This is a genomic window from Arthrobacter sp. GW822-FHT05G07 (assembly GCF_058799755.1).
Genome location: NZ_JBXALT010000001.1, coordinates 35953 through 60559, shown reverse-complemented (window position 1 = coordinate 60559; position 24607 = coordinate 35953). Strand labels below are relative to the sequence as shown.

Genomic DNA, 24607 nt, shown 5'->3' with positions numbered 1-24607 from the left:
AAACGTCATTAAGCTGAGCGGGAGCGGAACACACGATGAGCGAGAACACACTGGGCGCCTTCATGGAAGAAGAGCTGGTTTCCCAGCCCGAGGTTTGGCAGCGCGCCGTGGAGCAGGCCCGTACGGAACAGCTGCTTCCCGCCGACGGCAAGCGCATTGCCGTGATCGGTTGTGGCACGTCCTGGTTCATGGCCCAGAGCTACGCCGCTGCCCGCGAATCCGCCGGTAAAGGGGTCACGGATGCGTTCGCTGCGTCCGAGGCTTTCCTGAACAGCAACAGCCCCGACCGCCAGTACGACGCCGTTGTGGCCATCACGCGGTCAGGTACCACCACTGAGGTGCTTGAGATTCTGGCTGAGTTGAAGGGGATCGTCCCCACTGTTGCAATCATCGGCGACACCTCATCGCCGATTATTGACCTGGCAGACGCCATAGTCGGCCTTCAGTACGCCGATGAGCGCTCCGTGGTGCAGACCAGATTCGCTACCACGGCGCTGGTCTACTTGCTGACCAGCCTTGACATTGATGTACAGCAGGCAATCGCGGATGCCCGTGACGCAGTGACGGCAGAGGTTTCCCAGGAACTCTTGGATGCCGAGCAATTCACCTTCCTCGGCACCGGCTGGACGGTTGGGCTGGCCCACGAAGCCGGCCTTAAGATGCGCGAAGCCGTGCAGGGCTGGACCGAGTCCTACCCCGCAATGGAATACCGCCACGGCCCCATCTCCATCGCCGCCCCCGGCCGCGTCACCTGGTTGTTCGGAAACCAGCCCGAGGGCTTGGACGCTGACATGGCCGTCACAGGCGCGCTCTACATCAGCACGGATAAGCACCCTCTGGCTGAACTGGCACGTGTCCATAAGGTGACCCTGGAGCGTGCACGCGTCCGTGGCCTGAATCCGGACCTGCCCCGCAACCTGACGCGCTCCGTTATTCTCGACGCCTCCGCCTAGGCATCCCGTCATGGTTCTCGGAGCCGCAAAATCACCGGTCCTGTCATTCGACGTTGGCGGGACGGATATCAAGGCTGGTTTGGTGGACGCCCGGGGAACTGTCCTGGGCATGCGCCGCGTCCCTACGCCGCTGGATCCGGCCCGCCCCGGCGAAGCGGTCCTGGACAGGCTCGCTGAGCTTAAAGCAGAGTTGGCCTCGGAGTTTCCGGAAGCCCCCGCCAAGGCAGCAGGCATCATTGTCCCCGGGATCGTGGACTCCGTGGCCGGAGTGGGTATCTACTCCGCCAACCTCGGATGGCGTAACTTCCCGTTCAAAGCCGAAGCCGAAAAACGGCTCGGCATCCCCGTCGCGTTCGATCACGACGTCCGTTCCGCTGCGGCTGTGGAACACAGCTTCGGCGGTTCCAAAGAGTTCAACGATGTTGTGGTGATGGTGGTAGGTACCGGCATCGCAGCAGCCGTGTTCTCCGGCGGAAAGGCTGTTACCGCCGGCGGTTTCGCCGGCGAACTCGGCCACGCCCAGGTACCGGACCCCGACGCCGCCCCAGGCGCCACCGGCTCCACCATCCTGGAAGCAGTGGGCTCAGCCGGGGCTATTGCCAAGCGGTACCACCGGGCATCGGGAAACACGGTGGACGGTGCACGCGGAGTACTGCTCAGGGCAGGGGCAGGAGACTCAGTCGCTGCACGCGTTTGGGACGATGCCGTTGATGCCCTTGCTTTCACCATCTGCCAATGCGTGAACATCATTGGTACTGAAGCCGTGGTAATCGGCGGAGGCCTCGCTGAAGCCGGCGACGAACTGCTCGAGCCGCTCCGCAAACGGGTTGACGGGATCCTGGACTTCCAGCGTCGGCCCCAACTTATCCGTGCCCAGCTGGGACAGGACGCAGGCTTGCTCGGTGCGGCCCTGAATGCCCGGGCAGTGTTAGGAGGCGCACAATGAAGCGAGCCAACGTGAACCGCATTATCACCGTCACTCCCAATCCGGCCATCGACATGACCTACACGGTTCAAGGGATCACCGAGGGCTCAAGCCACCGCGTGCCCACGCCCTTGAGCCGTGCAGGCGGCAAAGGAATCAACGTAGCCCGGGTCACTCACCAACTCGGATACCCCGTGCTCGCCATTGCACCCACCGGCGGTGCGGCGGGGCAGACCCTCGCGGCTGAACTATGGACCAGCGGAGTACCGCATGCCTTGGTGGGAGTCGCCGCCGAGACCCGCCGCAGCATCGCACTGGTGGATACCGTCGCGGGAGAGACCTCCATCTTCAATGAGGAGGGCCAAGCGCTCCTTCCCGACGACTGGCGCTCACTCCGGATCGCCGTGGTTGAGGCCGTGAGCGGGAACCGAAACCTGCCGGCCTCCGTCTTGGTCGGTTCCGGAAGCCTGCCGCCGGGCGCTCCCGCGGACTTCTACCCGGAACTTGTGCGCCTGGCCCACGACGCCGGAATCCCGGCCATCATCGACACCTCCGGGCCCGGAATCATCGCTGCGGCCAAAGCCGGCGCCGACATCCTCAAACCGAATCATCACGAGCTCGCCGAAGCGACGGGGGAAACCAGCCTTGAAGCAGCGGCCCTGGCTCTGATCGACATGGGTGCCCGCATGGTCCTCGTCAGCGCCGGCGCGGACGGCATGCTTGCCTTCGACCACGCCGCCCCGGGCGGCTACTGGAGCGCCCGTCTGCCGGAAGCGCTCAGTGGCAACCCCACAGGGGCGGGCGACGCCGGTGTGGCCGCTGCCGCCGTCGCACTCGCCGAAGGCATTACCGAGCCACGCGAAATTCTTCGCCGGGCCACTGCGTGGTCGGCCGCAGCCGTTCTCATGCCCGCCGCGGGGGAAATCTCGCCGCGGTACCAGGAACTTCAAGACCAATTGATCGTGACATGGAAGGAGACCCGGTGACCCTGGTCAATACACGGGAACTCATGGACAGGGCCGCGGCTGCGGGGACGGGTCAAGGCGCCTTCAACATCATCCACATCGAAACCGCCGAAGGCCTGGTGGCAGGGGCCGAAGCAGCCGGTGTTCCACTGATCCTGCAGATTTCCGAGAACTGCGCCAAGTACCACGGTGGACTCGAGCCCATCGCGGCGGCAGCACTGGCAATCGCCCGTTCAGCCGCGGTGCCTGTTGCCCTCCACCTGGACCATGCAGAATCCGAAGACCTCGCGCTGGCCGCAGTGGACCTTGGTTTCGGTTCCGTCATGTACGACGGCGCGCATCTGCCCTACGAAGGGAACGTGGAAGTCACGCAACGGGTTGCACAGTACGCCCACGCGCGCGGCGTGTACGTGGAGGCCGAGCTCGGGAAAGTGGGCGGCAAGGACGGAGCCCACGCCCCCGGTGTCCGAACAGACCCCGCCGAGGCCCAGACATTCGTGGAGGCAACCGGCGTGGACGCGCTCGCCGTTGCCGTGGGCTCCTCCCATGCCATGACCGAACGCAGCGCCGCGCTGGACCTGCACCTCATCACCAGGCTGAAGACTGCAGTGGGAAAACCACTGGTCCTCCACGGCTCCTCCGGTGTGACAGATGACATGCTCATAGCCGCTATCCGCGCGGGTATGACTAAGATCAACGTATCCACACATTTGAACGGGTTCTTTACCCGCGCCGTCCGTGAGTATCTCGATGCCAACCCTGCAGTGGTGGATTCCCGGAAATACATCAAGGCCGGCCGGGATGCCCTTGTGCTGGAGTCTGCACGTATGCTGACGCTGTTCGCCAAAGCGAATTAGCTGGAACCCGCGAAAGGCTTGTCATGACCCGCACCGATCGGCTGACTGCCATACTCGACCTCCTGGCCGAGTCCGGCCATGTGGAAGTCGAGGACATCGTGACCCGCCTGGGCGTGTCACCTGCCACGGCCCGCAGGGATCTTGACAGCCTGGCCAAGCAGCGGTTGCTCAGCCGAACACGTGGTGGCGCCACAACCGGGTCCGTTGCCTACGACCTCCCCGGCCGTTACAACCGCGACGACCATGCTGAGGCCAAGCAGGAAATCGCCCTGGCTGCTTCGGCGTTGATCCGTCCCGGTGCAGTCATTGGCCTCAGTGGCGGTACCACCAACACGGCGTTGGCTCAGCTGCTGTCCACCCGCGAGGACCTCAACGCGCCATCCCACACGCCCACCCTTACCGTGGTCACCAACGCGATCAACATCGCCTCGCAGCTTGCGGTCCGACCCAATATCAAGATCATGGTCACCGGGGGAATCCTCAACCCGCGCTCCTATGAGCTGGTGGGACCCTACACGGACGTCATCATGCAGAAGGTTGCTTTGGACATTGCGTTCATTGGCGTCAACGGCGTGGACCCGGACCTCGGCCCCACCATCACCGATGAAGGCGAAGCCATGGTCAACACCGTGATGGCACGCCGCGCCACGGAATCCTACGTGGTGGCCGACTCTTCCAAAGTGGGTCGTCGCTCCTTTGCCGCGATGGCAGGCTACGACTTCAGGCACCTCATCACGGACTCCGGCATCAGCGCCGAGCACAAAGCGGCGTTCGAAGCCAAGGGCACAGAAGTCATCGTCGCACCTGCCGGCTAGGATTTTGGGCCGCTGACCACTCTCTAGAAGCGCATCCTTGGTGCGTGCAGCACCGAGTCGTCTACCTCCCTGGGCACCCACTGGCTGAACGGTACATCCAGGCTGTACTGGCCGTCGTCGTTCTTGATCAAGGTGCGCAGCTCGGCGTTGTCAGGGTTATTCAGCGATTCAAAGTACTCCACTGTCCAGTGGAACCAGCGCATGCAGAACAGGCGCATGGTCAGCCCGTGCGTCACCAGGAGCGTGTTCGGAGCGTACGTGGGCTTTTGCCAGTGCCGATACAGGGTCTCCATGAAGGATGACACCCGGTCGTAAACATCTGAGCCGGACTCGCCCTCGCGGAATCGGTAGAAGAAGTGCCCGTAGAGGTTGCGCAGTTCCTTTTGGTCCTCGATCTCCCCGGCGATCTGAAAGTTCGCCCAGTCCTGCTCGCGAAGCCTGGGTTCCTCAATGACCCGCTCGATCAGCGGCCCCAAGTTCATGGCTTCCAAGGTCTGGTAAGCGCGCAAATAGGGGGACACGTACACGCAAACCTGCTCGCCATCGAGCTTCCTGCGCAGGTCCTCCCCGGCGATCCGTGCCTGCTCCACACCGCTATCCGTCAGCGGGATCCGGTAGTCCGGCACACGGTTGTAGATGGACGTGTCGGCATTCGCGGCTGACTGGCCGTGCCGGATCATGAAGATTCTCTCAGGGGCACCCATCCCACCAAGCATAGGTGGCCGCCATGCGTGGTCCGGCGAGGTGTGCGCTTCCCGGCAAAGTGGCAGGTAGTGAGGGCAAGATAGGTACATGTTCCTTGCTTCCCGCCGCCGGCTGCGCGCCGAAGTACTTATTGTGCTGGGCCTGTCCTTGGGCCAGTCAGCCGTCTACTCCGTAGTGCAGCTCTTGGACAAGATGACGCGTGCTCCCTTGGCTGATGCCACATCAACCTTGAACAGGTCCCAAAGCGCTCGCGAGTACTTCGATCTCACATACCAGTTGCTGGATATTGTGTTCGCACTGGTGCCCGTGGCCCTGGTGTTCTACTTCCTGTCCACGTATGCCCCCGGAGGTCGGGAAGGCGGGGGCGCTTCGGCGTTCGCCCGGCTTGGGTTCAACTTCGCCCGGCCCGGTAAGGACCTACTGCAAGGCGTGGGACTGGCTGCAGCGATTGGCATTCCCTCGCTCGGCTTGTACGCGGCCGGTCGGGCGCTGGGAATTACAACAGCCATTGTGCCCAGCGGCCTGGATGCCTACTGGTGGACCGTGCCCGTACTGATTCTCTCGGCCATGCGCCACGCGGTCGTGGAAGAAGTGATCGTGGTGGGGTACCTCATGGACCGCTTCGGTAAGTTCGGGTGGAGCATGCCGGTGGCCATTGTGGTCAGTGCCGTGCTGCGGGGGAGCTACCACCTGTACCAGGGCTTTGGGCCGTTCATCGGGAATGTGGTCATGGGCCTGGTGTTCGCATGGATTTATACAAAGACCAAGCGGGTCATGCCCTTGGTGATTGCCCACGCATTGCTGGACATCGTGGCGTTTGTTGGATTCAGCCTGTTCGGCAAGGCAATGGGCCTCGGCTGATGGCGTTAAAAATATTCGGCCGCCATCGGTGGGTGACGTCATTGGCACCCGCTGATGGCGGCCGAAGTTCAACCCGGACATGATGGACCGGGGCCGGGACAAGCCCGGATGGATGGAGCGGTCAGATGGTGACGGCTCCGGTAGCGGTTTCGAAAGTGACAGCCAGGATGCCGGGGGTGCCGTGCGGTGCCATCCACTGGACTGCGACATCCTCAAGCGGCTTTTCCACCGGCTCGCCCAACCACTCGGTGACGCGTTCAGCCGAGCCCGCAATGGTGAGGCTGGACATCTTGACGTCGCTTTCGTAGATCCTGGACGGGTGCAGTGAGGGGTCGCCCTCCCACTTGAGCAGGTACGGTACCTGGGGATCGGCGATCAGGCCGAGGATTCCGATTTGCTGCCACACCAATTCGCGGCCGTCAGGGAACTTGCGGTTGCCCGGAACAGCGGAGCGGCCAAGGCGGTCTTCGAAGGGGGCGAGGTCGTCAACGGCGACGCACCAGCCCATCCATCCGCCCCCTGCAGCCGAACGGGCGCGGACGGCCTGGCCAAAGGGTGCTTTGTCGGAAGCGGGGTGGTCCAGGACCTCCACCACTTCCAGGTACTTGTTATCCGCAAGGGGAATGATCATGTTCCGGGTACCGAAGCGCGGGTGCACTCCGCCCCGGACAGCGTCCACTCCCAATGCCGCGGAAATTCGTTCGGTAGTGGCCAAAAGGCCATCTCGTTCACAGGCGTAAGAGACGTGATCCATGCGCATGGCTTCATCTTGGCACTTTGTGATCAGGGTCTCAGCTAAGTCAAGCCTAACTAAGGTGGGATGTACGTAACTTTCGCTATGAGCGTCATGGAAGGACGCTAAGAGACCTGTAGATTCCACCGGCGTCATAAAGCTGTCTTAGCTTCCGGACAGTTCCTAGACTGGCCCCAGCTCACACCGCACCACATTGCCTGCCAAACCCATGCGTTACGAACAGGAGAACCCGATGTCCCAAGGATGGTCTTTCGAAACCCGCCAGATCCATGCAGGCCAGGAGCCTGACGCCGCCACCGGAGCTCGCTCGCTTCCGATCTACCAGACCACGTCCTTCGTGTTCCCCAGTGCCGAGAGTGCTGCCAACCGCTTCGCGTTGGCGGAGCTTGCACCCATCTACACCCGGATCGGCAACCCGACGCAGGATGTTGTGGAGCAGCGGGTCGCGAGCCTTGAAGGTGGCCTAGGGGCACTTCTGCTCAGCTCCGGACAGGCCGCGGAGACGTTCGCCATCCTGAACATCGCTGAGGCCGGGGACCACATCGTGGCGAGCCCCAGCCTGTACGGCGGCACGTACAACCTGCTGGCGCACACGCTGAAGAAGTTCGGAATTGCGGTCACCTTCGTGGAGGACCCCGACAATCTGGAGCAGTGGCGTGACGCCGTCCAGCCGAACACCAAGCTGTTCTTCGGCGAGGTTGTGTCCAACCCCCGCCAGGACGTGCTGGACATTGAGGGCATCGCCCGCACCGCTCACGAGGCCGGTGTGCCCCTGATCGTCGACAACACCCTGTCAACGCCCTACCTTATTCGTCCCATCGAGTGGGGCGCGGACATCGTGGTTCACTCGGCCACCAAATACCTGGGTGGTCACGGTTCAGCAATCGCCGGTGTGATTGTGGACTCCGGCAACTTCGACTTCGGCAAGGACCCGGAGCGCTTCCCTGGGTTCAATACCCCGGACCCCAGCTACAACGGACTGGTCTATGCCCGGGATCTCGGCAAGGACGGCGCCCTGGGCGCCAACCTCTCCTACATCCTCAAGGCCCGCGTCCAGTTGCTTCGCGATCTCGGCTCCGCCGTGTCTCCGTTCAACGCCTTCCTCATTGCCCAGGGTTTGGAGACCTTGAGCCTGCGCGTGGAGCGTCACGTTGCCAACGCCACCAAGGTGGCCGAATGGCTGGAAAGCCACGACGACGTCGAGTCGGTCGCCTATGCGGGCCTGCCATCCAGCCCGTGGTACAGCCGGGGCCGGAAATACGGCCCCAAGGGCACGGGCGCCATTGTTGCCTTCAACATCAAGGGCGGCGTAGAAGCGGGCAAGCGCTTTGTGGACGGACTGGAGCTGCACTCGCACGTTGCCAACATCGGTGACGTCCGCTCGCTGGTCATCCACCCGGCGTCCACTACGCACAGTCAGTTGACGGTGGAGCAGCAGGTGGCTGCAGGCGTCAACCCCGGCCTGGTGCGGTTGTCCGTGGGCATCGAGAACGTGGATGACATCATCGCCGACCTCGAAGCCGGCTTCCGGGCTGCCAAGGGCGCCTAACGCTGCGGTTCAAAGTCTCAGCCCGACTGCCGCCCGCGTCGACGATTATTCGCCGGGCGGCAGTTCAGGGTGCTCATTCGTGAACGAAGGCACCCCAAACCGTCACACTGTTGTCACATTCTTCGCCAGAACCGCCCTGTATTTCCTAGACTCTTCGTATTAGGTCATGAGTGCCAGCACACAGCCCCGGCTTGCTGGCCGGCAACCCTCCTCCGCGGTGGGGTGCCCCGGGTGAAGACCTGGCCTGTTCGCACGCAAGGCGACGGGCAAGCGCGAGGTTAAGGTGTCAAAGGAATGACCATTACTGCTACAGCCCTTCCAAAATCCGGAGAAGAAGACGGAATCGTCAAGTACGCCGGCATAGGGCCGCTGGAACTTGAAGCCGGCGGATTCCTTCCCGACGTTGTCCTTGCGTACGAGACCTGGGGGCAGCTGAACTCCGACGCATCCAATGCCGTACTCGTCCAGCACGCGCTCACGGGCAGTACACACGTAGCCCGCGGCGCCACGGATGAAGAAGGCTGGTGGGAGCAACTTGTTGGACCAGGTGCCACCATCGACACCAACAAGTTCTTCGTCATCTCCATCAACATCGTGGGCGGCTGTTACGGCAGCACCGGCCCATCATCAGCAGCACCCGATGGCAAGCCCTGGGGTTCTCGTTTCCCGTTGGTCACTCTGCGCGACAGCACGGTGGCTGAGTCACGCCTTGCCGATGCTTTGGGCATCGACTCCTGGCACGCCGTGTTGGGTGGGTCGATGGGCGGCGCCCGTGCGCTCGAGTGGGCCGTGACGTTCCCCGAGCGGGTGGAGCGCTGCGCCGTGATCTCGGTGGGCGCCTACAGCACGGCCGAGCAGATTGCCTTCGCGCAGGCCCAAACCCTGGCCATCCGGCAGGACCCGAACTTCAATCACGGCGACTACTACGGTGGTACCGCGCCTGAGCATGGTTTGGCGTTGGCCCGACGTATCGCCCACATCACTTACCGCTCAGCGTTGGAGTTGGACTTCCGCTTCGGCCGGCAAGCCCAGCACCAGGAGACGCCGCTGACAGCTGCTGTGCTGGGGGAGCGCGGGCGCTACCAAGTGGAAAGCTACCTGGACCACCAGGGGACAAAGCTGGTCCGCCGTTTCGATGCCAACAGCTACATCGCCATTACCGAGGCCTTGATGTCCCATGACGTCACTCGTGGTCGCGGCACGTTGGAAGCGGCATTGTCGCGCACCAAGGCTGAGTTCTTTGTGGCGGCCGTGGACAGCGACAGGCTCTACTTCCCGGCACAGTCGCGGGAACTCGCCGCGGCACTCCCGGGAGACGTATCGGTCCACCTCATTGAGGCGCCGATTGGACACGATGGCTTCCTCACCGAGATCGGCCAGCTCTCGGCGCAGCTCCGCGAAGCCTTCTTCGGCTAAGCCAGGCTCACGTTCAGGGTGGCCTAGCCGTTCATGATGTCGCCGCGCTGCTTCATGTAATCCTCCATGGCGATCTCGCCGTTGCTGAACTTCGCATCCAGCTCGGCCAGCTTGCGCGCACGGTAGCCTTGCGGCTGCGAGCTTCCCGTTGCGGGAAACGGCGTGGGGGACGAAGAGTTCGACGGCGGCCCGGCCTGCGGTGTCTCATCCGCGGGGCGTACGACGATCGGCTCCGACGGGTACCCGGGGTAATTCTGCGGCGGGTACCCCGGGCCCGGCAGATTCTGCGGCGGGTACCCGGGGCCGCGGAACGTGTCATTCTGGATCCGACGCGCCCGGGAGCGGTTGTACATGCGGATGCCGAGTGGAATCAGCCACGAGCAGACGATGATCCAGAAGATCAGATTGTTCACAGTGCAGGCCTCCTAGGTCTCATCCCAGCTTAGTCCTGCCACCTGGACGCGGCCCGTCTCCCGGAACCAGCCCGGCTAATTCACACCAGCGTGGTCTCCATGCCCAAGAACCGGCCGTAACGATCCGCCTCGGCCTCCAAGGCGTCTTGTTCTTCCGCCGTTGCCGGCCGGTTCATTCGGACATCGAGTTCGCAGGTCATGCCGGAGAAACTGTGGCGCCACCATCCGGCCAACCTGCCGTTCAGCAGGACCACGTGCATGGGTCCGTTGTCCTCGGGGAAGTATGGCGCCGTTCCACCAAGGAAGTGCCGGGACTGTGAGTAGCCCATCACGTATTCGTCGTAGCACTGAATGAGGTCCAGGCGGGGGAGCCCGGGGTCCTCCATCGCTGAAGGATCGTCGCCGTTGGTGAGAGCCTCCGCTTCCTCAGAGGCCAGATAGAACTCCAGACCATCGAAGTGAACGGTGCCCAGGCTCCCGGGGGAGATCTCCTCAGACACGCCGATCCCCCGCTTCACGTCTTTCATGGTCAGCCCGGACCACACGGCACAGTCCTTGATCGTGGCGGGTCCCCGGCTGGTGAAGTACCGGAGTGCCAACTGTCCAAGGGCCTGTTCGCGGGCTTCGGCAGTCAGCGGTGACAGAACCGAACCGGGAACGCGTTCCTCGAACAGGGCATATGTCTGTTTCAGGGCACCTCCGGCGGAGCGGACGGGGGAGCCACTCACCAGTATCCGGCTGATTTCCGCGTGCATGAGGTGGTAGATGAACCCCAGGCCCTTTCCGGGGAAGCCTGCTTGTTCCAAGACTTCGGCGAGTTCCTCGCGCGTCTTGTGGGCTCCTCCGGCCACGGCAGCGGCCAGGATCCGGCCACTCTTTGCAGCAGCCCCCTCATCGATTCCCGTCTGACGGTACATGCCTTTGTTGCCCTGGTGGAGGCGATCTGCGGACAATCCCATCAGCCAGCCAAGATCGTCCCGATGCACAAAGTGCCAGGTGGGCCGGAGGATGTGGGTCCGCAGGATGACCCCGTCGGATACAGCCTGCTCAACGTCTGCGGCCGTGACCATCGGTGAAGTGCTGGCGGAGCTTCTCTGAGCAAGGGTCCATCTGGCATAGGGGAATTCTTGCGACTGCACGGCCAGGAGGTTCCGGACCACGTCCCCGGGATTTCCGGCAAAGGGGGCCCGCAACTGCTGCCTCCGTAGCCGTGTCCGCCTGATAGTCTCCGCGGACAGGGAGCTGTCACCCGGCACGGCGGACCTCGCAGTGAAGAAGCGTCACGTCAGCTGCGCGGCACCAGGGTGCCGGTAGAGCCGAAGACAGGTCCCGGCGTCGGACGCTTTGGCGTGATGCCGTCGCCTGAGGACCGGTGCCGAAGCCGCCGGATGACCCAGGGGACAAAGTACTCACGAGCCCACACGAGGTCCGATGAGCGGGCTTCGCGCCATGTACGCGGCGGAAGGGCCTTGGGCATCAGGGGCTCGAGCGTGTGTTGGACGTTCAGTGCCTCCAGGACCATCATGGCGATGGTGTGATGGCCCAGCGGCGAGAAGTGCAGGCGGTCCGCGTCCCACATCTGGGTATCAGCCAGCTGCCGCAGGGACCACATGTCGGCGATGATGGCGTCGTGGCGGGCGGCCACCGTACGGAGGTTTTCGTTGTAGATGGCAACTTTGCCGCGGATACGCCCCAAGACCGACGCGGCAGTATCCGGACCGTTGAAGAGCACCACGGTGGCGCCGCCGGAGCCCAGCTGCGCCACCGCGGCATCGAGCTTTTCGGCCAACAGATCGGGATCGCCGCCGGGGCGGATGAGGTCGTTGCCGCCGGCCGAAATGGACACGAGGTCCGGCTGCAATTCCAGGCAGGGCGTCACCTGTTCATCGATGATTTGCTGCAGCAGCCTGCCACGGATAGCGAGGTTGGCATAGGCGAAGTCTTCCTGTCCGCGGCTCAGCTCCTCAGCGACCCGGTCAGCCCAACCTCGGTGACCACCCGGGTTCCGGGGCTCGGGGTCGCCGATGCCCTCCGTGAACGAGTCACCCAGTGCCACGTAACGGCTCCAAGGATGCTTTTGAACGGACTCGCCCGGCTTCAGTAAAGGATTGTTCTCACTCACGCTCATATCCTGCACCGTGACGGCGACCCTACGCCACCGTAGGTTGTTACTTGTGGGTAACTGCAAGAATGGACCCATGACTGAAGCACCCACATTTCCCGCCCCCGTAGTCCTGTGGTCCCACGATGAAGCCGAGCGTGCAGGCAAGCCGCTCCTGGTCCTGCTTCACGGCTATGGATCCAACGAGGACGATCTCTTCAGCCTGGCCGGATTGCTGCCCGACGGCTTTGTTGTCGCCGCCCTTCGCGCACCGATGCCCATGGGGCCGGGCTTCACCTGGTTCCCTCTCACGGCGTCCATCGACTATTCGCTGGAAGCCGTGAAGCACGCAGCCGAGTATGCGCTCGAATGGCTGGACACGGTCAAAGCAAACCACTCGTCAGTGACATTGCTCGGTTTCTCCATGGGCATGGCGATGGCTACCACCATGCTCCGCTACCGACCCGCAGACTTCGCCGCCGTCGTCGGGCTTTCAGGCTTTGTGATCGACGCCGGTGCTGACGCCGCCTTCCGGGACGATGAACTGGACGGATCGTTACCGATGTTCTGGGGCCGTGACCAGCAGGATCCCGTCATCACCCAGGACAAGATCGAATACACCATGGGATGGGTCCGCAAGCACGTTGACCTCACCAAAGTGCTCTACACGGGGATGTGGCACGGCATTAACCAGCAGGAGATCGGACACGTGGGCGAGTTCCTCACCCACAAAGTCCTGACTGACTAGGCTCTGGTGATCCGGACCGTCTGGCCGTTGACGGTTACGGTATCGCCGACGTGGAGTTGGCGGCCTCGGCGGTCGTCAATTTCGTTGTTGACTTTGACCAAGCCGTTCTTGATGAGCTCCGTGGCTTCAACGCCGTCCTCCACCAAGTTGGCGAGCTTCAGCAGCTGGCCCAGGCGGATCATGTCGTCGCGGATGGGGATCTCTTCAATTTCGGGGTTGCTCATACAGCAATGATGCCTGAAGTAGTGTGGTGACGGTGCCGCAGTCTCCTCCCCGTCCCGCCCTTCCACTGGTCATTGGCCTTCCTATTGCAGTAGCAACCGGCTTGGTCATCCCGCTTCAAGGGAGGATCAATGGGGCCCTCGGGGCCAAACTGGACGACGGAATCGCCGCGGCTGTGGTGAGCTTCACCACAGGACTCCTGCTCATCAGCGCTATTTCCTTTGCCACTCCCCGGGGCAGGGCCGGGCTCCGGCGCATCATTCCCGCTGTCCGGAACCGCAGCTTTCCCAGGTTCTATGTCATGGCCGGCGCCATCGGTGCGTTGTTCGTCTTTGCCCAGTCGTTCACGGTTGCCCTGCTGGGTGTCGCGTTGTTCACAGTCGCGGCCGTAACGGGCCAAACGTTGAGCGGACTGCTCGTGGACCGGATGGGCATCGGTCCGGGAGGAAAACGCGCTATCACCGGTGTCCGGGTCCTCGGCAGTGTCCTGACCGTTGCCGCGGTGGCTTGGGCTGTTTCGCCACGGTTTGGCGGCGACGCCGACATCGCATCGCTCGTGCTGCCGGTTCTCCTGCCGCTGGCTGCCGGCTTCTTCATGAGCTTCCAGCAGGCCATGAACGGAACCGCCACAGTCCATTACGGGACGCCCATCGCAGCCACCCTGGTCAACTTCATTGCCGGGTCAGCCATTCTGTGGATTGCGTGGATGATCAAGCTGGCTGTGGCCGGGCCGGGAAACCCGCTTCCCGGCGAGTGGTGGTACTACCTTGGCGGTCCCATGGGCTGCCTGTTCATCGGCTTGGCAGCACTGCTGGTCCGTAGCCTTGGCGTCCTGATCACCGGTTTGGGCATGATTGCCGGGCAGCTGGTGGGATCGTTGGTGCTCGACGTCGTGATCCCCAGTCCCGGCGCGGTGGTCGCCTTGCCCACGGTCCTGGGTACCGTCCTGACGCTCGCCGCGATCGTCGTGGCCACGTTGCCGTGGCCCAAGGGAGCCTTCGCACGGAGAGGTGCGGCCAAAGGCCGGTAGGCTAGGAGACGCAGTGCCCTGCAGTACTTTTTCCAGTAGTCTCAAGTACTTTGCAGTAAATTTCCCCCAGCACCCCGCCGGACAACCTCGTCCGGGTCCGGGGCAACCACCGCGGACCGCACCCAGCGGCCCTGTAGAACAAATGGAGTACCCATGGCAGCAAAATCCGTCCTTGACCAGGTCATTTCCCTCTCCAAGCGGAGGGGCTTTGTCTTCCAGGCCGGTGAAATCTATGGTGGCTCCCGTTCTGCGTGGGACTACGGTCCCCTCGGTGCGGAGCTGAAGGAGAACATCAAGCGCCAGTGGTGGCAGAGCATGGTCCGCGGCCGCGAAGACGTTGTAGGCCTGGATTCCTCCGTGATCCTTCCCCGCCAGGTATGGGAAGCATCCGGCCACGTAGAAGTCTTCTCCGACCCCCTGGTTGAATGCCTTTCCTGCCACAAGCGATACCGCGCCGACCACCTCGAGGAAGAGTACGAGGAAAAGAAGGGCCGCCCGCCAGAAAACGGCCTGAAGGACATCGCCTGCGCAAACTGCGGCACCCGTGGCGAATGGACCGAGCCGCAGGAATTCTCCGGTCTCCTGAAGACCTTCCTCGGCCCCGTGGCCAATGACGAAGGCATGCACTACCTGCGCCCCGAAACGGCACAGGGCATCTTTGTGAACTTCAACAACGTGCTCACCACGTCGCGGAAGAAGCCCCCGTTCGGCATCGGCCAGATCGGTAAGTCCTTCCGCAACGAGATCACCCCGGGTAACTTCATTTTCCGTACCCGCGAATTCGAGCAGATGGAGATGGAGTTCTTCGTCGAGCCCGGCACGGACGAAGAGTGGCACCAGTACTGGATGAAGGAACGCATGTCTTGGTACACGGACCTTGGCATCCGCGAAGACAACCTGCGCTTCTTTGAGCACCCCCTGGAGAAGCTGAGCCACTACTCCAAGGGCACCACGGACATTGAGTACCGCTTCGGTTTCCAAGGCTCCGAGTGGGGCGAGCTCGAGGGCATCGCCAACCGCACGGACTTTGACCTCTCAACGCACGCCAAGGCCTCCGGCACGGATCTGAGCTACTTCAACCAGGCCACCAACGAGCGCTACACGCCGTTCGTCATCGAGCCCGCCGCAGGCCTGACCCGCTCCTTCATGGCGTTCCTGATTGACGCTTACACCGAGGACGAGGCACCCAACGCCAAGGGCGGCGTCGATGTCCGCACTGTGCTGAAGCTGGATCCGCGCCTGGCCCCGGTCAAGGCCGCCGTCCTGCCGCTGAGCCGCAACGAGGACCTGTCCCCGAAGGCAAAAGCGCTGGGAGCCCAGCTGCGAAAGAACTGGAACATCGACTTCGACGACGCCGGCGCCATCGGCCGCCGCTACCGTCGCCAGGACGAGATCGGTACTCCGTTCTGCATCACCGTGGACTTCGACACCCTGGAAGACCAAGCCGTCACCATTCGTGAGCGCGACACCATGAGCCAGGAACGCGTGTCCTTGGACAAGGTTGAGGGCTACCTGGCCGCACGCCTGATCGGCGCCTAGCGGTGGCTTTGGAATATCGCGAATGGAAGGAGGGCGACGACCTCGCCCTCCTGGAAATCTGGGGCGGCCCGGAGACCCTTCCCGCTGAGCAGTTCCGTGCAGCTCTGGCGCCCTCCAGCAATCAACCATGGCGCCGCTGCATCGTGGCCGAGGACGTGGTGGACGGAGTACGTATTCCCGTCGCCGCAGGCGTCGTCCACGAAGCATCACTGCACCCCGAACGACTCTGGGCGTATATCGAGGTTGCCAAGGACCACCGCCGTGAAGGCGTGGGCGCCACCCTGCTGACCATGCTTCGCCGGGAAGCCGGGAACTCGCCGTCGGGCGTTTCCAAGCTGCGCAGCAAGGTAGAGCCGGATACCGCGGGCGCGGCATTTGCTGCGGCCGCCGGACTGGCACCCATCCAGCGCTCTCAGTTGGTGGTTGTGGATCCTGAACCGCTGTCGCTTCCGCGCTTCGGCGACGGTTCCGAGGAAGCTGCTTCCGAGCGCGTGGAGGACCTGGCTACGGGTTCAGTGGAGTTGAGCGATGTGGTGGGTAAGTACTACTCGCACGTCCACCACTGGGACAGCCCGGGGGAGCTCAGCATCGCCACGGTTCAGCGCTTGTTCCTGCATGACCTGACCGGTGCCCACGGGGCAATCGTCCTGCGTGCGCCCAAGGCCAGTGCTTTCGGCCAAGGCGTTCCGGCGAGCCGCAAGGGCAAAATCCAGGCGTTTGCCATCAGCTATGCCCAGGGCAACTCCGATGAGCCTTCGGATGTCTTCCTGGGGCACGATCCCGAGCTGTCCGCCGAGGACGCAGCGGCCGCGGTCCGGGACCTGCTGGCACTCATTGCCTACCAGCACCCGGTCCTGCTGGAAGTTGACGAGTCCATGACGGCGCTGCGCTCAGTTCTAAAGCCGGTGCTGGAATCCGGCAAGGCCCACGTGCGGGGTGCAGACACCCTGATCGTCAGCGACTGATCGCGGTTCCCGCACGTCAGGATCCCACGCTGCCCGTAACGTTCGGGCGGCGTGGGATCCTGCGTTTAATCCCTCCGATGTCAGCCAAATAAAAATGATTGACGTGGCACACCGGCAGGAGTAGGCCTATCGACGTAAACCCACGCCGTCACTGCTGGAGGGAGCGGCGGGGAACAATCCGGTCTCACTTCTGAATCGGTGGTAAATCAAAATGAACCAAAGAGCCCTCGATGGGCTACGGGAGCAATTGCACGGGCCACTCATCACTCCCGAAGACCCTGACTATGACGCTGCCCGTGCCGTCTTCAATGCGATGGTGGACAAGCGTCCTGCGGGAATCGTCCGCGTGGCCCAGGTGTCGGACGTCATCGCCGGTGTGAACTTCGCCCGCGAGAACTCCATGCCCCTGGCTATCAGGGGTGGCGGACACAGTGCCCCTGGCTTCGGAACGTGGGACGACGCCTTGGTGTTGGACTTCGTCAATCGCAACGGTGTGCGCGTGGATCCGGAAGCACGAACGGCACGAGCCGAGGCAGGCACCACGTGGGCGGACTTCAACCATGCTACGCACGCCTTCGGACTCGCGACCACAGGCGGAATCGTCGGTTCCACCGGTGTTGCCGGCCTGACGCTGGGTGGCGGAATCGGTTACCTGACCCGAAAGTACGGACTGTCGTGCGACAACCTTGTCTCGGCCGACGTCGTCACGGCTGACGGCAATTTCCTTATTGCCAGCAAGGAACGTAACGAGGACCTGTTCTGGGCGATCCGCGGCGGAGGTGGAAACTTCGGGGTAGTGACTTCCTTGGAATTCCAGCTCCATCCAGTGGACACGGTCTACGCAGGCATCATCATCTACGGCGCTGAGAACATCCCCACAGTTGCCCGGTTCTACCGTGACTACATTGCCTCCGCGCCCGAGGAGTTCGGTGCTTTCCTGGGCTTCCACCAAGGACCGCCCGTACCTTTCCTGCCTGAGGAATGGCATGGGAAATCCGTGTGCGTCGTGGTGGGAATGTGGACGGGCGACCTGGCTGAGGGGCAGGCGCGCTGGCAACCGTTCCTGGATGCCGCGCCTGTTGCGGGATCCATGGTGGGGCCCATGCCCTATCCGGCCCTTAATGTGGCCTTCGACGGACTGAACCAGAAAGGCATGCAGGGCTATTGGAAGGCCAACTTCCTGCGTGAGCTCAATGACGGCGCAATCGGTGCCCACGCCGAGTTCGGGGCGACCGTCACCAGCGTTAACACCGCGGTGCATGTTTATCCCATCGACGGAGCGGTGTCCCGCGTAGCTGTCCAGGACACTGCCTTCGCCCACCGCGACATGAAGTTCTCCCCGGTCATCGCAACCCAGTGGCCCGATCCTGCAGACAACGAAGCAAACATTGCCTGGGCACGCGGGTATGCCGCGGCTCTGGCCCCGCACTCGGAGGCCGGCGGCTACATCAACTTCATGGACTCGGAGGACCAGAACCGCGTAGCCGATAACTACGGTCCCAACTGGGAACGGCTGGTTGCGATCAAAGCCAAATACGATCCCGGAAACCTTTTCCGCGTCAACCAGAACATCGCACCCGCCTAGGGCAAAGCACGCCTGCGGTCCCGCGTAGGGTTAAGGCATGAGGTTTTGCTGCTGATGGGCCACGGTCACTCCCACGGTCATTCTGAAGATTCCGAGCCAACCCCGCAGGCTCTCGCGTCGCGGAAGAGGGCCAACTGGATTTTGGCGGCCATCCTTGTTCCGCTGGGCGTCCTGACGCTCGTGGCCATGATGGTCATGTGGCCCTCGGGCAGCCGGGAGGGAATCTCGTTCTCGAGCCCCTACCAGGCTGCCCCCGGGGTGACCTTCGACACTGGCAGGATTCAGAGCGTGGTGGTGGAAAGCTGCACGCAGACGGGCCAAAGCAACACCGGCCAGCCCAACAGCGGACAAACAGACACAGGACAGACGGACACAGGCCAGAACAACCAGTCCGGGGGGTCCCAGTGCACCTTCGCCTTTACGGAGCCTGATAAGGGCGGGGACGTGGTCAAGGTGGTCATCAACCCTGATGTTGCCATGTCCCACGGCGTGGACGTGGGGGACTCCATCCGGTACCTCAACCTTTCAGGGGTCCAAGGTGCGAACTCCGGAAGCGGCGCCCCAGCCTATGTTTTCGTGGATTTCGTCCGCAGCATTCCCATCGCGCTCCTGGCCGTCTTGTACGCAGCCGTTGTCATCGCGGTTGCCCGTTGGCGCGGCTTCCGCGCACTCCTGGGCCTGGTGGGTGCCTACTTCGTCCTGGTCAGCTTCATCCTGCCGGGTTTGGTGGAGGGTAAGCCGCCGCTTCTGCTTGCCTTGGTGGGTTCCACGGTGATCATGATCGGGGTCCTGTATTTCGCGCATGGATTCTCGGCGCGAACGTCCACGGCCTTGCTGGGCACCATTTTCGGGCTCAGCATCACGGCGTTGCTGGCGGCCTGGGCTACGGATGCGGCCAATCTGGCCGGCGTTGGGAACCACGACGCCTCAACGCTGGTGAACATGTCACCCCAGATCTCCATCTCCGGGATCATCCTCTGCGGCCTCATCATCTCAGGCTTGGGCGTGCTCAATGACGTGACCATCACGCAGTCCTCCGCGGTGTGGGAACTCTACGAACTCGCCCCCAACACCAGTGCCCGCAAGCTGTTCTCCTCGGCCATGAGGATCGGCCGGGACCACATCGCGTCCACGGTCTACACCATCGCATTTGCCTACGCAGGCGCCGCCCTTCCGATCCTCATCATCGTGATGCTTTATGACCGGCCGCTCGATGAAGCACTCACCAGCGCGGAATTGTCCGAGGAAGTCATCCGCACGTTGGTGGGTTCCATCGGCCTCGTCCTTGCCATCCCGGTCACGACGCTTATCGCCGTCCTGGTGGTCAAAGCCACCGGCATGAAGCGCCTCGCCGCCGCTGGCGGGCCGACCGTAACTGCTGACGAGCTTAACGACACCGGTTCGCTGGCAGCGGCCGCCGCCGTCGTGGGTTCCGGTTCGAAGGACACGTACGACGCCGATACGCGCCTTGACGCTCCCGGCAAACCGGCACGCCCGGGTAGCCGACGCGCCCAGCGGGAAGCGGAGCGCCGCGGCGGAAGCACCGACAAGGCCACCTGACGCCGGGTCCGGATCTTTTCCGCAGGGCCCGCCCGAGTACGGTGTGCTGGGCAAACAACACCGGGTTTCGGCCAAAAGGGGGCCGATTTGCGCGGATTTGTAACAATGGATGGGTGACTGTTGTAGCAACGCCCCCCGCACCAAAGCTTGAACTCCCGCCATTGAAGCTCGGCGGGATCACCGTGGACACCCCGGTGATCCTTGCCCCCATGGCGGGCATCACCAACTCGGCCTTCCGCAGGCTTTGCCGTGAATACGGCGGCGGCATGTACGTGGCCGAGATGGTGACGTCCCGTGCCCTTGTGGAGCGGACACCGGAATCGTTGCGCATCATCTCGCATGATGGGGACGAGAAAGTCCGTTCCGTACAGCTCTACGGCGTGGACCCTGTGACGGTGGGCGCAGCGGTCCGCATGCTCGTGGAAGAGGACCGCGCCGATCACATTGACCTCAACTTCGGCTGCCCCGTGCCCAAAGTCACCCGGCGCGGTGGCGGCTCAGCGCTTCCGTGGAAAATCGACCTCTTCACATCCATCGTCCAGACAGCGGTCAAGGAAGCGTCCAAGGGCGGCATTCCACTGACCATCAAGATGCGCAAGGGCATCGATGAGGACCACCTGACGTACCTCGACGCCGGCCGCATCGCCCGCGACGAGGGGGTGGCCGCCGTCGCCCTTCACGGCCGCACTGCCGCGCAGTTCTATTCCGGCCAGGCCGATTGGTCTGCCATCGCCCGCCTCCGCGAGGCCCTGCCGGATATCCCGGTGCTGGGCAACGGCGATATTTGGTCCGCCGAGGACGCAGTCCGCATGGTGCGGGAGACCGGCGTGGACGGCGTCGTGGTTGGCCGTGGCTGCCAGGGCAGGCCTTGGCTGTTCGGCGATCTGCAGGCCGCTTTCGAAGGAAGCGACCAGCGGCACCGGCCAGGACTTCGCGAAGTGGCTGAAGGCGTCTACCGTCACGCCGAGCTGATGGTGGAAACGTTCGGGAACGACGAATACAAGGCTCTCCGCGAGATCCGCAAGCACATGGCCTGGTACTTCAAGGGCTACGTGGTGGGCGGCGAACTCCGCGCCAAGCTGGCCACCGTACCCACCCTCGAGGTGCTGCGCGAATACCTCGATGAACTGGATATGGACTCGCCCTACCCGGGTGTGGATTCCGAAGGACCCCGCGGCCGTGCGGGCTCGCCCAAGAAGCCTGCCTTGCCCAAGGACTGGCTGGTGAGCCGTCAGCTGAACGCTGAACAGAGCGCGGATATCTCGGCCGCGGAGCTTGACGTTTCGGGCGGCTAGCCTCACACGTGTAAGACTGACTCAAGAAGCTCCACACCCCGGCGCTTGAAGGAGGCAGATACCCATGGGAACCGAAGCGATACTTGGCCATGACGGGACGACTCACGATTTTGTGCTGGCCATCCCCGGTTACGCTGAGGCAGATTCCGCGAGGTGGGTCGAAGAGCCTCGCAAGAGCAACTATCGCTCGGACTTTGAACGGGACCGCGCCAGGGTCCTGCACTCCTCGGCCTTGCGCAGGCTCGGTGCAAAAACGCAGGTAGTTGCCCCGGATACGGACGACTTTGTCCGAACCAGGCTGACCCACAGCCTGGAAGTGGCGCAAGTGGGCCGTGAGCTTGGGCGCTCCCTGGGCTGCGATCCTGACGTCGTGGACACTGCATGCCTGAGCCACGATCTCGGTCATCCGCCCTTCGGCCACAACGGCGAGTCCGCGCTCAATGAAGTTGCGCACACCATCGGCGGCTTCGAGGGCAATGCCCAAACCCTCAGGCTCCTGACCCGCCTGGAACCCAAGGTTCTGGCAGAGGACGGACGGCCGGCTGGACTCAACTTGACCCGTGCCAGCCTGGACGCCGCGTCCAAATACCCATGGTCCGCCGTCGATGCCCCTGTGATCCATGGCCACCGCACCAGTAAGTTCGGCGCTTACGAAGACGATCTTCCCGTCTTCGAATGGCTGCGCGAAGGCGCTCCGGGAAACCGTTCGTGCATCGAAGCTCAAGTAATGGACCTTGCCGACGACATTTCGTACTCGGTCCACGACGTTGAGGATGCGATCGTCGCCGGCCATTTCCAGCTGAAGTGGATGGAGAACCCGGACCACCGGGCTCGCGTGGTGGGATACACCAAACAGTGGTACCTGCCGCATAACGATCCCGCAGAAATTGATGCCGCCCTCGCCCGCCTTGAGGCCACCAAGGTCTGGGTCCGCGAAGCTGATGGCAGCCGGAAATCCATGGCGGCGTTGAAGGACATGACCAGTCAGCTCATCGGCCGGTTCTGCCAGAGCGCCATGGAAACAACGCGTGCCCATTTCGGTCCAGCCAATCTGACCCGCTACGACGCTGAGCTCATGGTCCCCGAGGAGACCGTCACGGAGATTGCCGTCCTCAAGGGCCTGGCCACAACCTTTGTCATCTCAACGGACCACCGCCAGCCGGTGTACGAACGCCAACGCGAAGTGCTGCACGCGCTCGTGGGTGTTTTGAACGCCACCGGTGACCGTCACCTGGAGCCGATGTTCGCCGCGGACTGGCGGGACGCCGTCGACGACGGTGCACGGCTGCGCGTGGTGATCGACCAGGTGGCGTCGCTGACGGACGTGTCAGCGTTGGCCATGTATGAGCGCCTCGTGGGCAGCCTTCCGTCGCTCTGGTAACGCCTCCGAGGCTCAGTTAACGGCGGGGACTCTTCGGCCAAGCGACTAGGATGGTCACGTGGCTGGCCTGATCAAACGTGAAGATATCGACGAAGTACGCCAGCGCACGGATATCAAGGAAGTCGTTGACGGTTACGTCACCCTCAAGGGCGCCGGGCTGGGCAGTTTCAAGGGCCTTTGCCCCTTCCACGACGAACGCTCGCCTTCCTTCACTGTTCGCCCGCAAGTGGGCAGGTACCACTGCTTCGGCTGCGGCGAGGACGGAGACGCCATCTCCTTCGTCCAAAAAATGGACCACAGCTCCTTCCACGAGGCTGTTGAGAAACTGGCCGCCAGAATCGGCTACGAGCTGCGTTACGAGGACGGCGGCACCGGTCCCAGCCGCGAGGAAGTAGGCAAGCGCCAGCGCCTCCTGGATGCCCACAAGATCGCCGACGAGTTCTTCCGCGCCCAACTGTTGACGCCCGGAGCAGCCGAAGGGCGCAACTTCCTGGATGGCCGCGGTTTTGACCGCGCTGCCGCCGAACACTTCGGGGTGGGATACGCGCCCCAAGGCTGGGACGGACTGCTGAAGCACCTCCGCGGCCGTGGATTCACGGATGCTGAGTTGAAACTCACAGGGATGTTCTCGGCCGGGGGACCCGGAAACCAACAGAGGATTTACGATCGCTTCCGCGGAAGGCTGATCTGGCCCATCAGGGACATCGCGGGAGACACCATTGGGTTCGGTGCCCGCAAACTCTTTGAAGACGACCAGGGGCCCAAATACCTGAACACCCCTGAGACCACGCTCTACAAGAAGTCCCAGGTCCTCTACGGGATCGACCTCGCCAAGCGGAACATCGCTAAAGAACGGCAACTGGTGGTGGTCGAGGGCTACACGGACGTCATGGCCTGCCACCTTGCCGGAGTCGCGACGGCGGTGGCCACCTGCGGTACTGCGTTCGGTACCGAGCACATCAAAGTGGCCCGGCGGCTGCTCTCGGACGATGGCAGCGGGGGAGAGGTCATCTTTACCTTTGACGGCGACGCCGCCGGCCAGAAGGCAGCCCTGCGGGCGTTCGAGGAAGACCAGCGCTTCCAAGCCCAGACGTACGTGGCAGTTGAACCCAGCGGTGCCGATCCCTGTGATCTTCGTCAACTCAAGGGCGACTCCGCGGTGCGGGACCTGATCAGCAGCCGGAAACCCCTCTTTGAGTTCGCCATCAAAGCCTCGCTCCGCAGGCACAACCTCGACACCGTGGAAGGCCGTGTAGCTGCCCTGAGGGAGGCCGCCCCCGTGGTGGCGCAGATCAGGGACTCTGCCGCGCGGCCGGGCTACACCCGCGAACTTGCAGGGTGGCTGGGGATGCCCATCGAAGAGGTCAGCCGATTCGTTGGCGGAGCTGCCAAGCGCGCCGCCGCGGGCGGCTCGGGAGAACAGTCGACGACGGCGGTAGCACCGCCGTCGAGCAGTCCGGTTTTCCATCGTCCCGACCCGCGCGACCCCGTGGCCGGGATGGAGCGCCAGGCGCTTGAGGTGGCGCTCCAGGATCCTGCTGTCCTAGGTGGCGTGTCGTGGGAGCGCTTCGAGGCGTCCCACTTTGCCACGCCTGCCTACTCGGCGGTCCACGCTGCCATTCGTGCCACCGGGCTTGCCCACGCGGCTGATCCTGTGGCCTGGGTGGAACAGATCCGCCAGGAAGTCCCGGAACCCCTGAGGTCGCTCGTCTCGGAGCTCGCGGTGACACCCTTGCCGGCCAGTACGCCTGAGGCCATGCAGCGGTACTGCCGCGACATTCTGGCCCGTCTCTTCGAACTGCAGATCACCCGCATCAAGGCAGACAAGATGGGGCAGCTGCAGCGCTTGGACGCGGGCGCCAATCCGGAAGAATTTCAGCGGCTGAACCGGGAGCTGATGCAGCTTGAAATGGAGCGCAGGGCACTGCGTTCGGACGGCTGACAGCGCCGATTTCGTTTTCCGGCGGG

General features: G+C 63.3%; 23 protein-coding genes and 1 riboswitch. Of the genes, 17 read left to right on the top strand and 6 right to left on the bottom strand.

Features of this window, described 5'->3' with window-relative positions; all coding sequences use genetic code 11:
- Positions 1-35: 35 nt before the first annotated feature.
- Genes AC1RJY_RS00305 through AC1RJY_RS00285 form a run of 5 tightly spaced genes read left to right on the top strand, consistent with a single transcriptional unit; the run spans position 36 to position 4515 of the window.
- Positions 36-953, top strand: a complete 918-nt coding sequence (locus AC1RJY_RS00305; protein ID WP_210064300.1) for an SIS domain-containing protein — start codon at positions 36-38, stop codon at positions 951-953.
- 10 nt (positions 954-963) lie between these two features.
- On the top strand, positions 964-1899 hold the full coding sequence (locus tag AC1RJY_RS00300) for an ROK family protein (RefSeq protein WP_014921215.1): 936 nt from the start codon (positions 964-966) through the stop codon (positions 1897-1899).
- Positions 1896-2864 (top strand): 1-phosphofructokinase family hexose kinase, encoded by a 969-nt coding sequence (locus AC1RJY_RS00295; RefSeq protein WP_014921216.1) that lies wholly within the window; start codon positions 1896-1898, stop codon positions 2862-2864. Before AC1RJY_RS00300 ends, AC1RJY_RS00295 begins: the two co-directional genes overlap by 4 nt.
- Positions 2846-3700, top strand: coding sequence for a class II fructose-bisphosphate aldolase (locus AC1RJY_RS00290; RefSeq protein ID WP_498600866.1), 855 nt, complete (start codon positions 2846-2848; stop codon positions 3698-3700). The genes AC1RJY_RS00295 and AC1RJY_RS00290 overlap by 19 nt, the downstream gene beginning before the upstream one ends.
- Positions 3701-3723: 23 nt before the next feature.
- On the top strand, positions 3724-4515 hold the full coding sequence (locus tag AC1RJY_RS00285; RefSeq protein ID WP_014921218.1) for a DeoR/GlpR family DNA-binding transcription regulator: 792 nt from the start codon (positions 3724-3726) through the stop codon (positions 4513-4515).
- A gap of 23 nt (positions 4516-4538) precedes the next feature.
- On the opposite strand, the gene AC1RJY_RS00280 is transcribed toward AC1RJY_RS00285, so the two are convergent.
- Positions 4539-5219, bottom strand: coding sequence for a histidine phosphatase family protein (locus AC1RJY_RS00280; RefSeq protein WP_238324560.1), 681 nt, complete (start codon positions 5217-5219; stop codon positions 4539-4541).
- A gap of 88 nt (positions 5220-5307) precedes the next feature.
- On the opposite strand from AC1RJY_RS00280, the gene AC1RJY_RS00275 reads away from it, so the two are divergent.
- Positions 5308-6081: a CPBP family intramembrane glutamic endopeptidase gene (locus AC1RJY_RS00275; protein WP_011774191.1), complete on the top strand. Its 774-nt coding sequence runs from the start codon at positions 5308-5310 to the stop codon at positions 6079-6081.
- A gap of 121 nt (positions 6082-6202) precedes the next feature.
- Here the strand turns inward: AC1RJY_RS00275 and AC1RJY_RS00270 are convergent, their stop codons facing one another.
- The gene (locus AC1RJY_RS00270) at positions 6203-6841 is read right to left on the bottom strand and encodes a VOC family protein (RefSeq protein ID WP_043469963.1); all 639 of its coding nucleotides are present in this window, start codon (positions 6839-6841) and stop codon (positions 6203-6205) included.
- Between the two features lie 202 nt (positions 6842-7043).
- Here AC1RJY_RS00270 and AC1RJY_RS00265 point away from each other — a divergent pair, with 202 nt between their 5' ends.
- Together AC1RJY_RS00265 and metX are read left to right on the top strand one after the other, a co-directional pair.
- Entirely contained in the window at positions 7044-8384 is a 1341-nt protein-coding gene (locus AC1RJY_RS00265; RefSeq protein WP_286176260.1) for a bifunctional o-acetylhomoserine/o-acetylserine sulfhydrylase, read from the top strand.
- Between the two features lie 162 nt (positions 8385-8546).
- Positions 8547-8663: riboswitch (SAM riboswitch) on the top strand.
- Positions 8664-8678: 15 nt separating this feature from the next.
- Positions 8679-9800 (top strand): homoserine O-acetyltransferase MetX, encoded by a 1122-nt coding sequence (gene metX / locus AC1RJY_RS00260; RefSeq protein WP_498600864.1) that lies wholly within the window; start codon positions 8679-8681, stop codon positions 9798-9800.
- Between the two features lie 23 nt (positions 9801-9823).
- Here metX and AC1RJY_RS00255 read toward each other — a convergent pair whose 3' ends face one another.
- From AC1RJY_RS00255 to AC1RJY_RS00245, 3 genes are all read right to left on the bottom strand, one after another.
- The gene (locus AC1RJY_RS00255) at positions 9824-10213 is read right to left on the bottom strand and encodes a hypothetical protein (protein ID WP_011774195.1); all 390 of its coding nucleotides are present in this window, start codon (positions 10211-10213) and stop codon (positions 9824-9826) included.
- A gap of 80 nt (positions 10214-10293) precedes the next feature.
- A complete protein-coding gene (locus AC1RJY_RS00250) occupies positions 10294-11469 on the bottom strand; it encodes a winged helix DNA-binding domain-containing protein (RefSeq protein WP_498600863.1) in 1176 nt (391 codons plus the stop codon).
- Positions 11470-11498: 29 nt separating this feature from the next.
- Positions 11499-12341: an SGNH/GDSL hydrolase family protein gene (locus tag AC1RJY_RS00245; protein WP_498600862.1), complete on the bottom strand. Its 843-nt coding sequence runs from the start codon at positions 12339-12341 to the stop codon at positions 11499-11501.
- A 70-nt stretch (positions 12342-12411) separates the two neighbouring features.
- Between AC1RJY_RS00245 and AC1RJY_RS00240 the strand changes: the two genes are divergently transcribed.
- Entirely contained in the window at positions 12412-13062 is a 651-nt protein-coding gene (locus tag AC1RJY_RS00240; protein WP_014921223.1) for an alpha/beta hydrolase, read from the top strand.
- On the opposite strand, the gene AC1RJY_RS00235 is transcribed toward AC1RJY_RS00240, so the two are convergent.
- Positions 13059-13286 carry an RNA-binding S4 domain-containing protein gene (locus AC1RJY_RS00235; RefSeq protein ID WP_011774199.1) on the bottom strand — a complete coding sequence of 76 codons (228 nt, stop codon included), beginning with the start codon at positions 13284-13286 and terminating at the stop codon, positions 13059-13061. The genes AC1RJY_RS00240 and AC1RJY_RS00235 overlap by 4 nt on opposite strands.
- A 23-nt stretch (positions 13287-13309) precedes the next feature.
- On the opposite strand from AC1RJY_RS00235, the gene AC1RJY_RS00230 reads away from it, so the two are divergent.
- The 8 genes from AC1RJY_RS00230 to dnaG all read left to right on the top strand — a co-directional run bounded on the left by AC1RJY_RS00230 (position 13310) and on the right by dnaG (position 24581).
- Positions 13310-14314, top strand: coding sequence for a DMT family transporter (locus AC1RJY_RS00230; RefSeq protein WP_014921224.1), 1005 nt, complete (start codon positions 13310-13312; stop codon positions 14312-14314).
- 153 nt (positions 14315-14467) lie between these two features.
- Positions 14468-15853, top strand: a complete 1386-nt coding sequence (locus AC1RJY_RS00225) for a glycine--tRNA ligase (protein ID WP_014921225.1) — start codon at positions 14468-14470, stop codon at positions 15851-15853.
- 2 nt (positions 15854-15855) lie between these two features.
- A complete protein-coding gene (locus AC1RJY_RS00220) occupies positions 15856-16818 on the top strand; it encodes a GNAT family N-acetyltransferase (protein ID WP_498600860.1) in 963 nt (320 codons plus the stop codon).
- A gap of 211 nt (positions 16819-17029) precedes the next feature.
- Positions 17030-18403 carry an FAD-binding oxidoreductase gene (locus AC1RJY_RS00215; RefSeq protein WP_210064293.1) on the top strand — a complete coding sequence of 458 codons (1374 nt, stop codon included), beginning with the start codon at positions 17030-17032 and terminating at the stop codon, positions 18401-18403.
- A 54-nt stretch (positions 18404-18457) separates the two neighbouring features.
- Positions 18458-19963 carry a YibE/F family protein gene (locus AC1RJY_RS00210; protein WP_498600859.1) on the top strand — a complete coding sequence of 502 codons (1506 nt, stop codon included), beginning with the start codon at positions 18458-18460 and terminating at the stop codon, positions 19961-19963.
- A 113-nt stretch (positions 19964-20076) separates the two neighbouring features.
- Positions 20077-21258: a tRNA dihydrouridine synthase DusB gene (gene dusB / locus AC1RJY_RS00205; RefSeq protein WP_498600858.1), complete on the top strand. Its 1182-nt coding sequence runs from the start codon at positions 20077-20079 to the stop codon at positions 21256-21258.
- Between the two features lie 64 nt (positions 21259-21322).
- Positions 21323-22639, top strand: a complete 1317-nt coding sequence (locus tag AC1RJY_RS00200) for a deoxyguanosinetriphosphate triphosphohydrolase (protein WP_011774205.1) — start codon at positions 21323-21325, stop codon at positions 22637-22639.
- A gap of 58 nt (positions 22640-22697) precedes the next feature.
- A complete protein-coding gene (gene dnaG, locus AC1RJY_RS00195) occupies positions 22698-24581 on the top strand; it encodes a DNA primase (RefSeq protein ID WP_498600857.1) in 1884 nt (627 codons plus the stop codon).
- Positions 24582-24607 lie beyond the last annotated feature (26 nt).

Coding starts and splice junctions, on each gene's coding strand:
- AC1RJY_RS00240 (WP_014921223.1), top strand. CDS start 12,412: ATGACTGAAGCACCCACATTTCCCGCCCCCGTAGTCCTGTGGTCCCAC.
- AC1RJY_RS00200 (WP_011774205.1), top strand. CDS start 21,323: ATGGGAACCGAAGCGATACTTGGCCATGACGGGACGACTCACGATTTT.
- AC1RJY_RS00305 (WP_210064300.1), top strand. CDS start 36: ATGAGCGAGAACACACTGGGCGCCTTCATGGAAGAAGAGCTGGTTTCC.
- AC1RJY_RS00235 (WP_011774199.1), bottom strand. CDS start 13,286: ATGAGCAACCCCGAAATTGAAGAGATCCCCATCCGCGACGACATGATC.
- AC1RJY_RS00245 (WP_498600862.1), bottom strand. CDS start 12,341: ATGAGCGTGAGTGAGAACAATCCTTTACTGAAGCCGGGCGAGTCCGTT.
- AC1RJY_RS00215 (WP_210064293.1), top strand. CDS start 17,030: ATGAACCAAAGAGCCCTCGATGGGCTACGGGAGCAATTGCACGGGCCA.
- AC1RJY_RS00295 (WP_014921216.1), top strand. CDS start 1,896: ATGAAGCGAGCCAACGTGAACCGCATTATCACCGTCACTCCCAATCCG.
- AC1RJY_RS00210 (WP_498600859.1), top strand. CDS start 18,458: ATGGGCCACGGTCACTCCCACGGTCATTCTGAAGATTCCGAGCCAACC.
- AC1RJY_RS00270 (WP_043469963.1), bottom strand. CDS start 6,841: ATGCGCATGGATCACGTCTCTTACGCCTGTGAACGAGATGGCCTTTTG.
- AC1RJY_RS00275 (WP_011774191.1), top strand. CDS start 5,308: ATGTTCCTTGCTTCCCGCCGCCGGCTGCGCGCCGAAGTACTTATTGTG.
- AC1RJY_RS00290 (WP_498600866.1), top strand. CDS start 2,846: ATGGAAGGAGACCCGGTGACCCTGGTCAATACACGGGAACTCATGGAC.
- AC1RJY_RS00225 (WP_014921225.1), top strand. CDS start 14,468: ATGGCAGCAAAATCCGTCCTTGACCAGGTCATTTCCCTCTCCAAGCGG.
- AC1RJY_RS00300 (WP_014921215.1), top strand. CDS start 964: ATGGTTCTCGGAGCCGCAAAATCACCGGTCCTGTCATTCGACGTTGGC.
- AC1RJY_RS00285 (WP_014921218.1), top strand. CDS start 3,724: ATGACCCGCACCGATCGGCTGACTGCCATACTCGACCTCCTGGCCGAG.
- AC1RJY_RS00265 (WP_286176260.1), top strand. CDS start 7,044: ATGCGTTACGAACAGGAGAACCCGATGTCCCAAGGATGGTCTTTCGAA.
- AC1RJY_RS00280 (WP_238324560.1), bottom strand. CDS start 5,219: ATGGGTGCCCCTGAGAGAATCTTCATGATCCGGCACGGCCAGTCAGCC.
- metX (WP_498600864.1), top strand. CDS start 8,679: ATGACCATTACTGCTACAGCCCTTCCAAAATCCGGAGAAGAAGACGGA.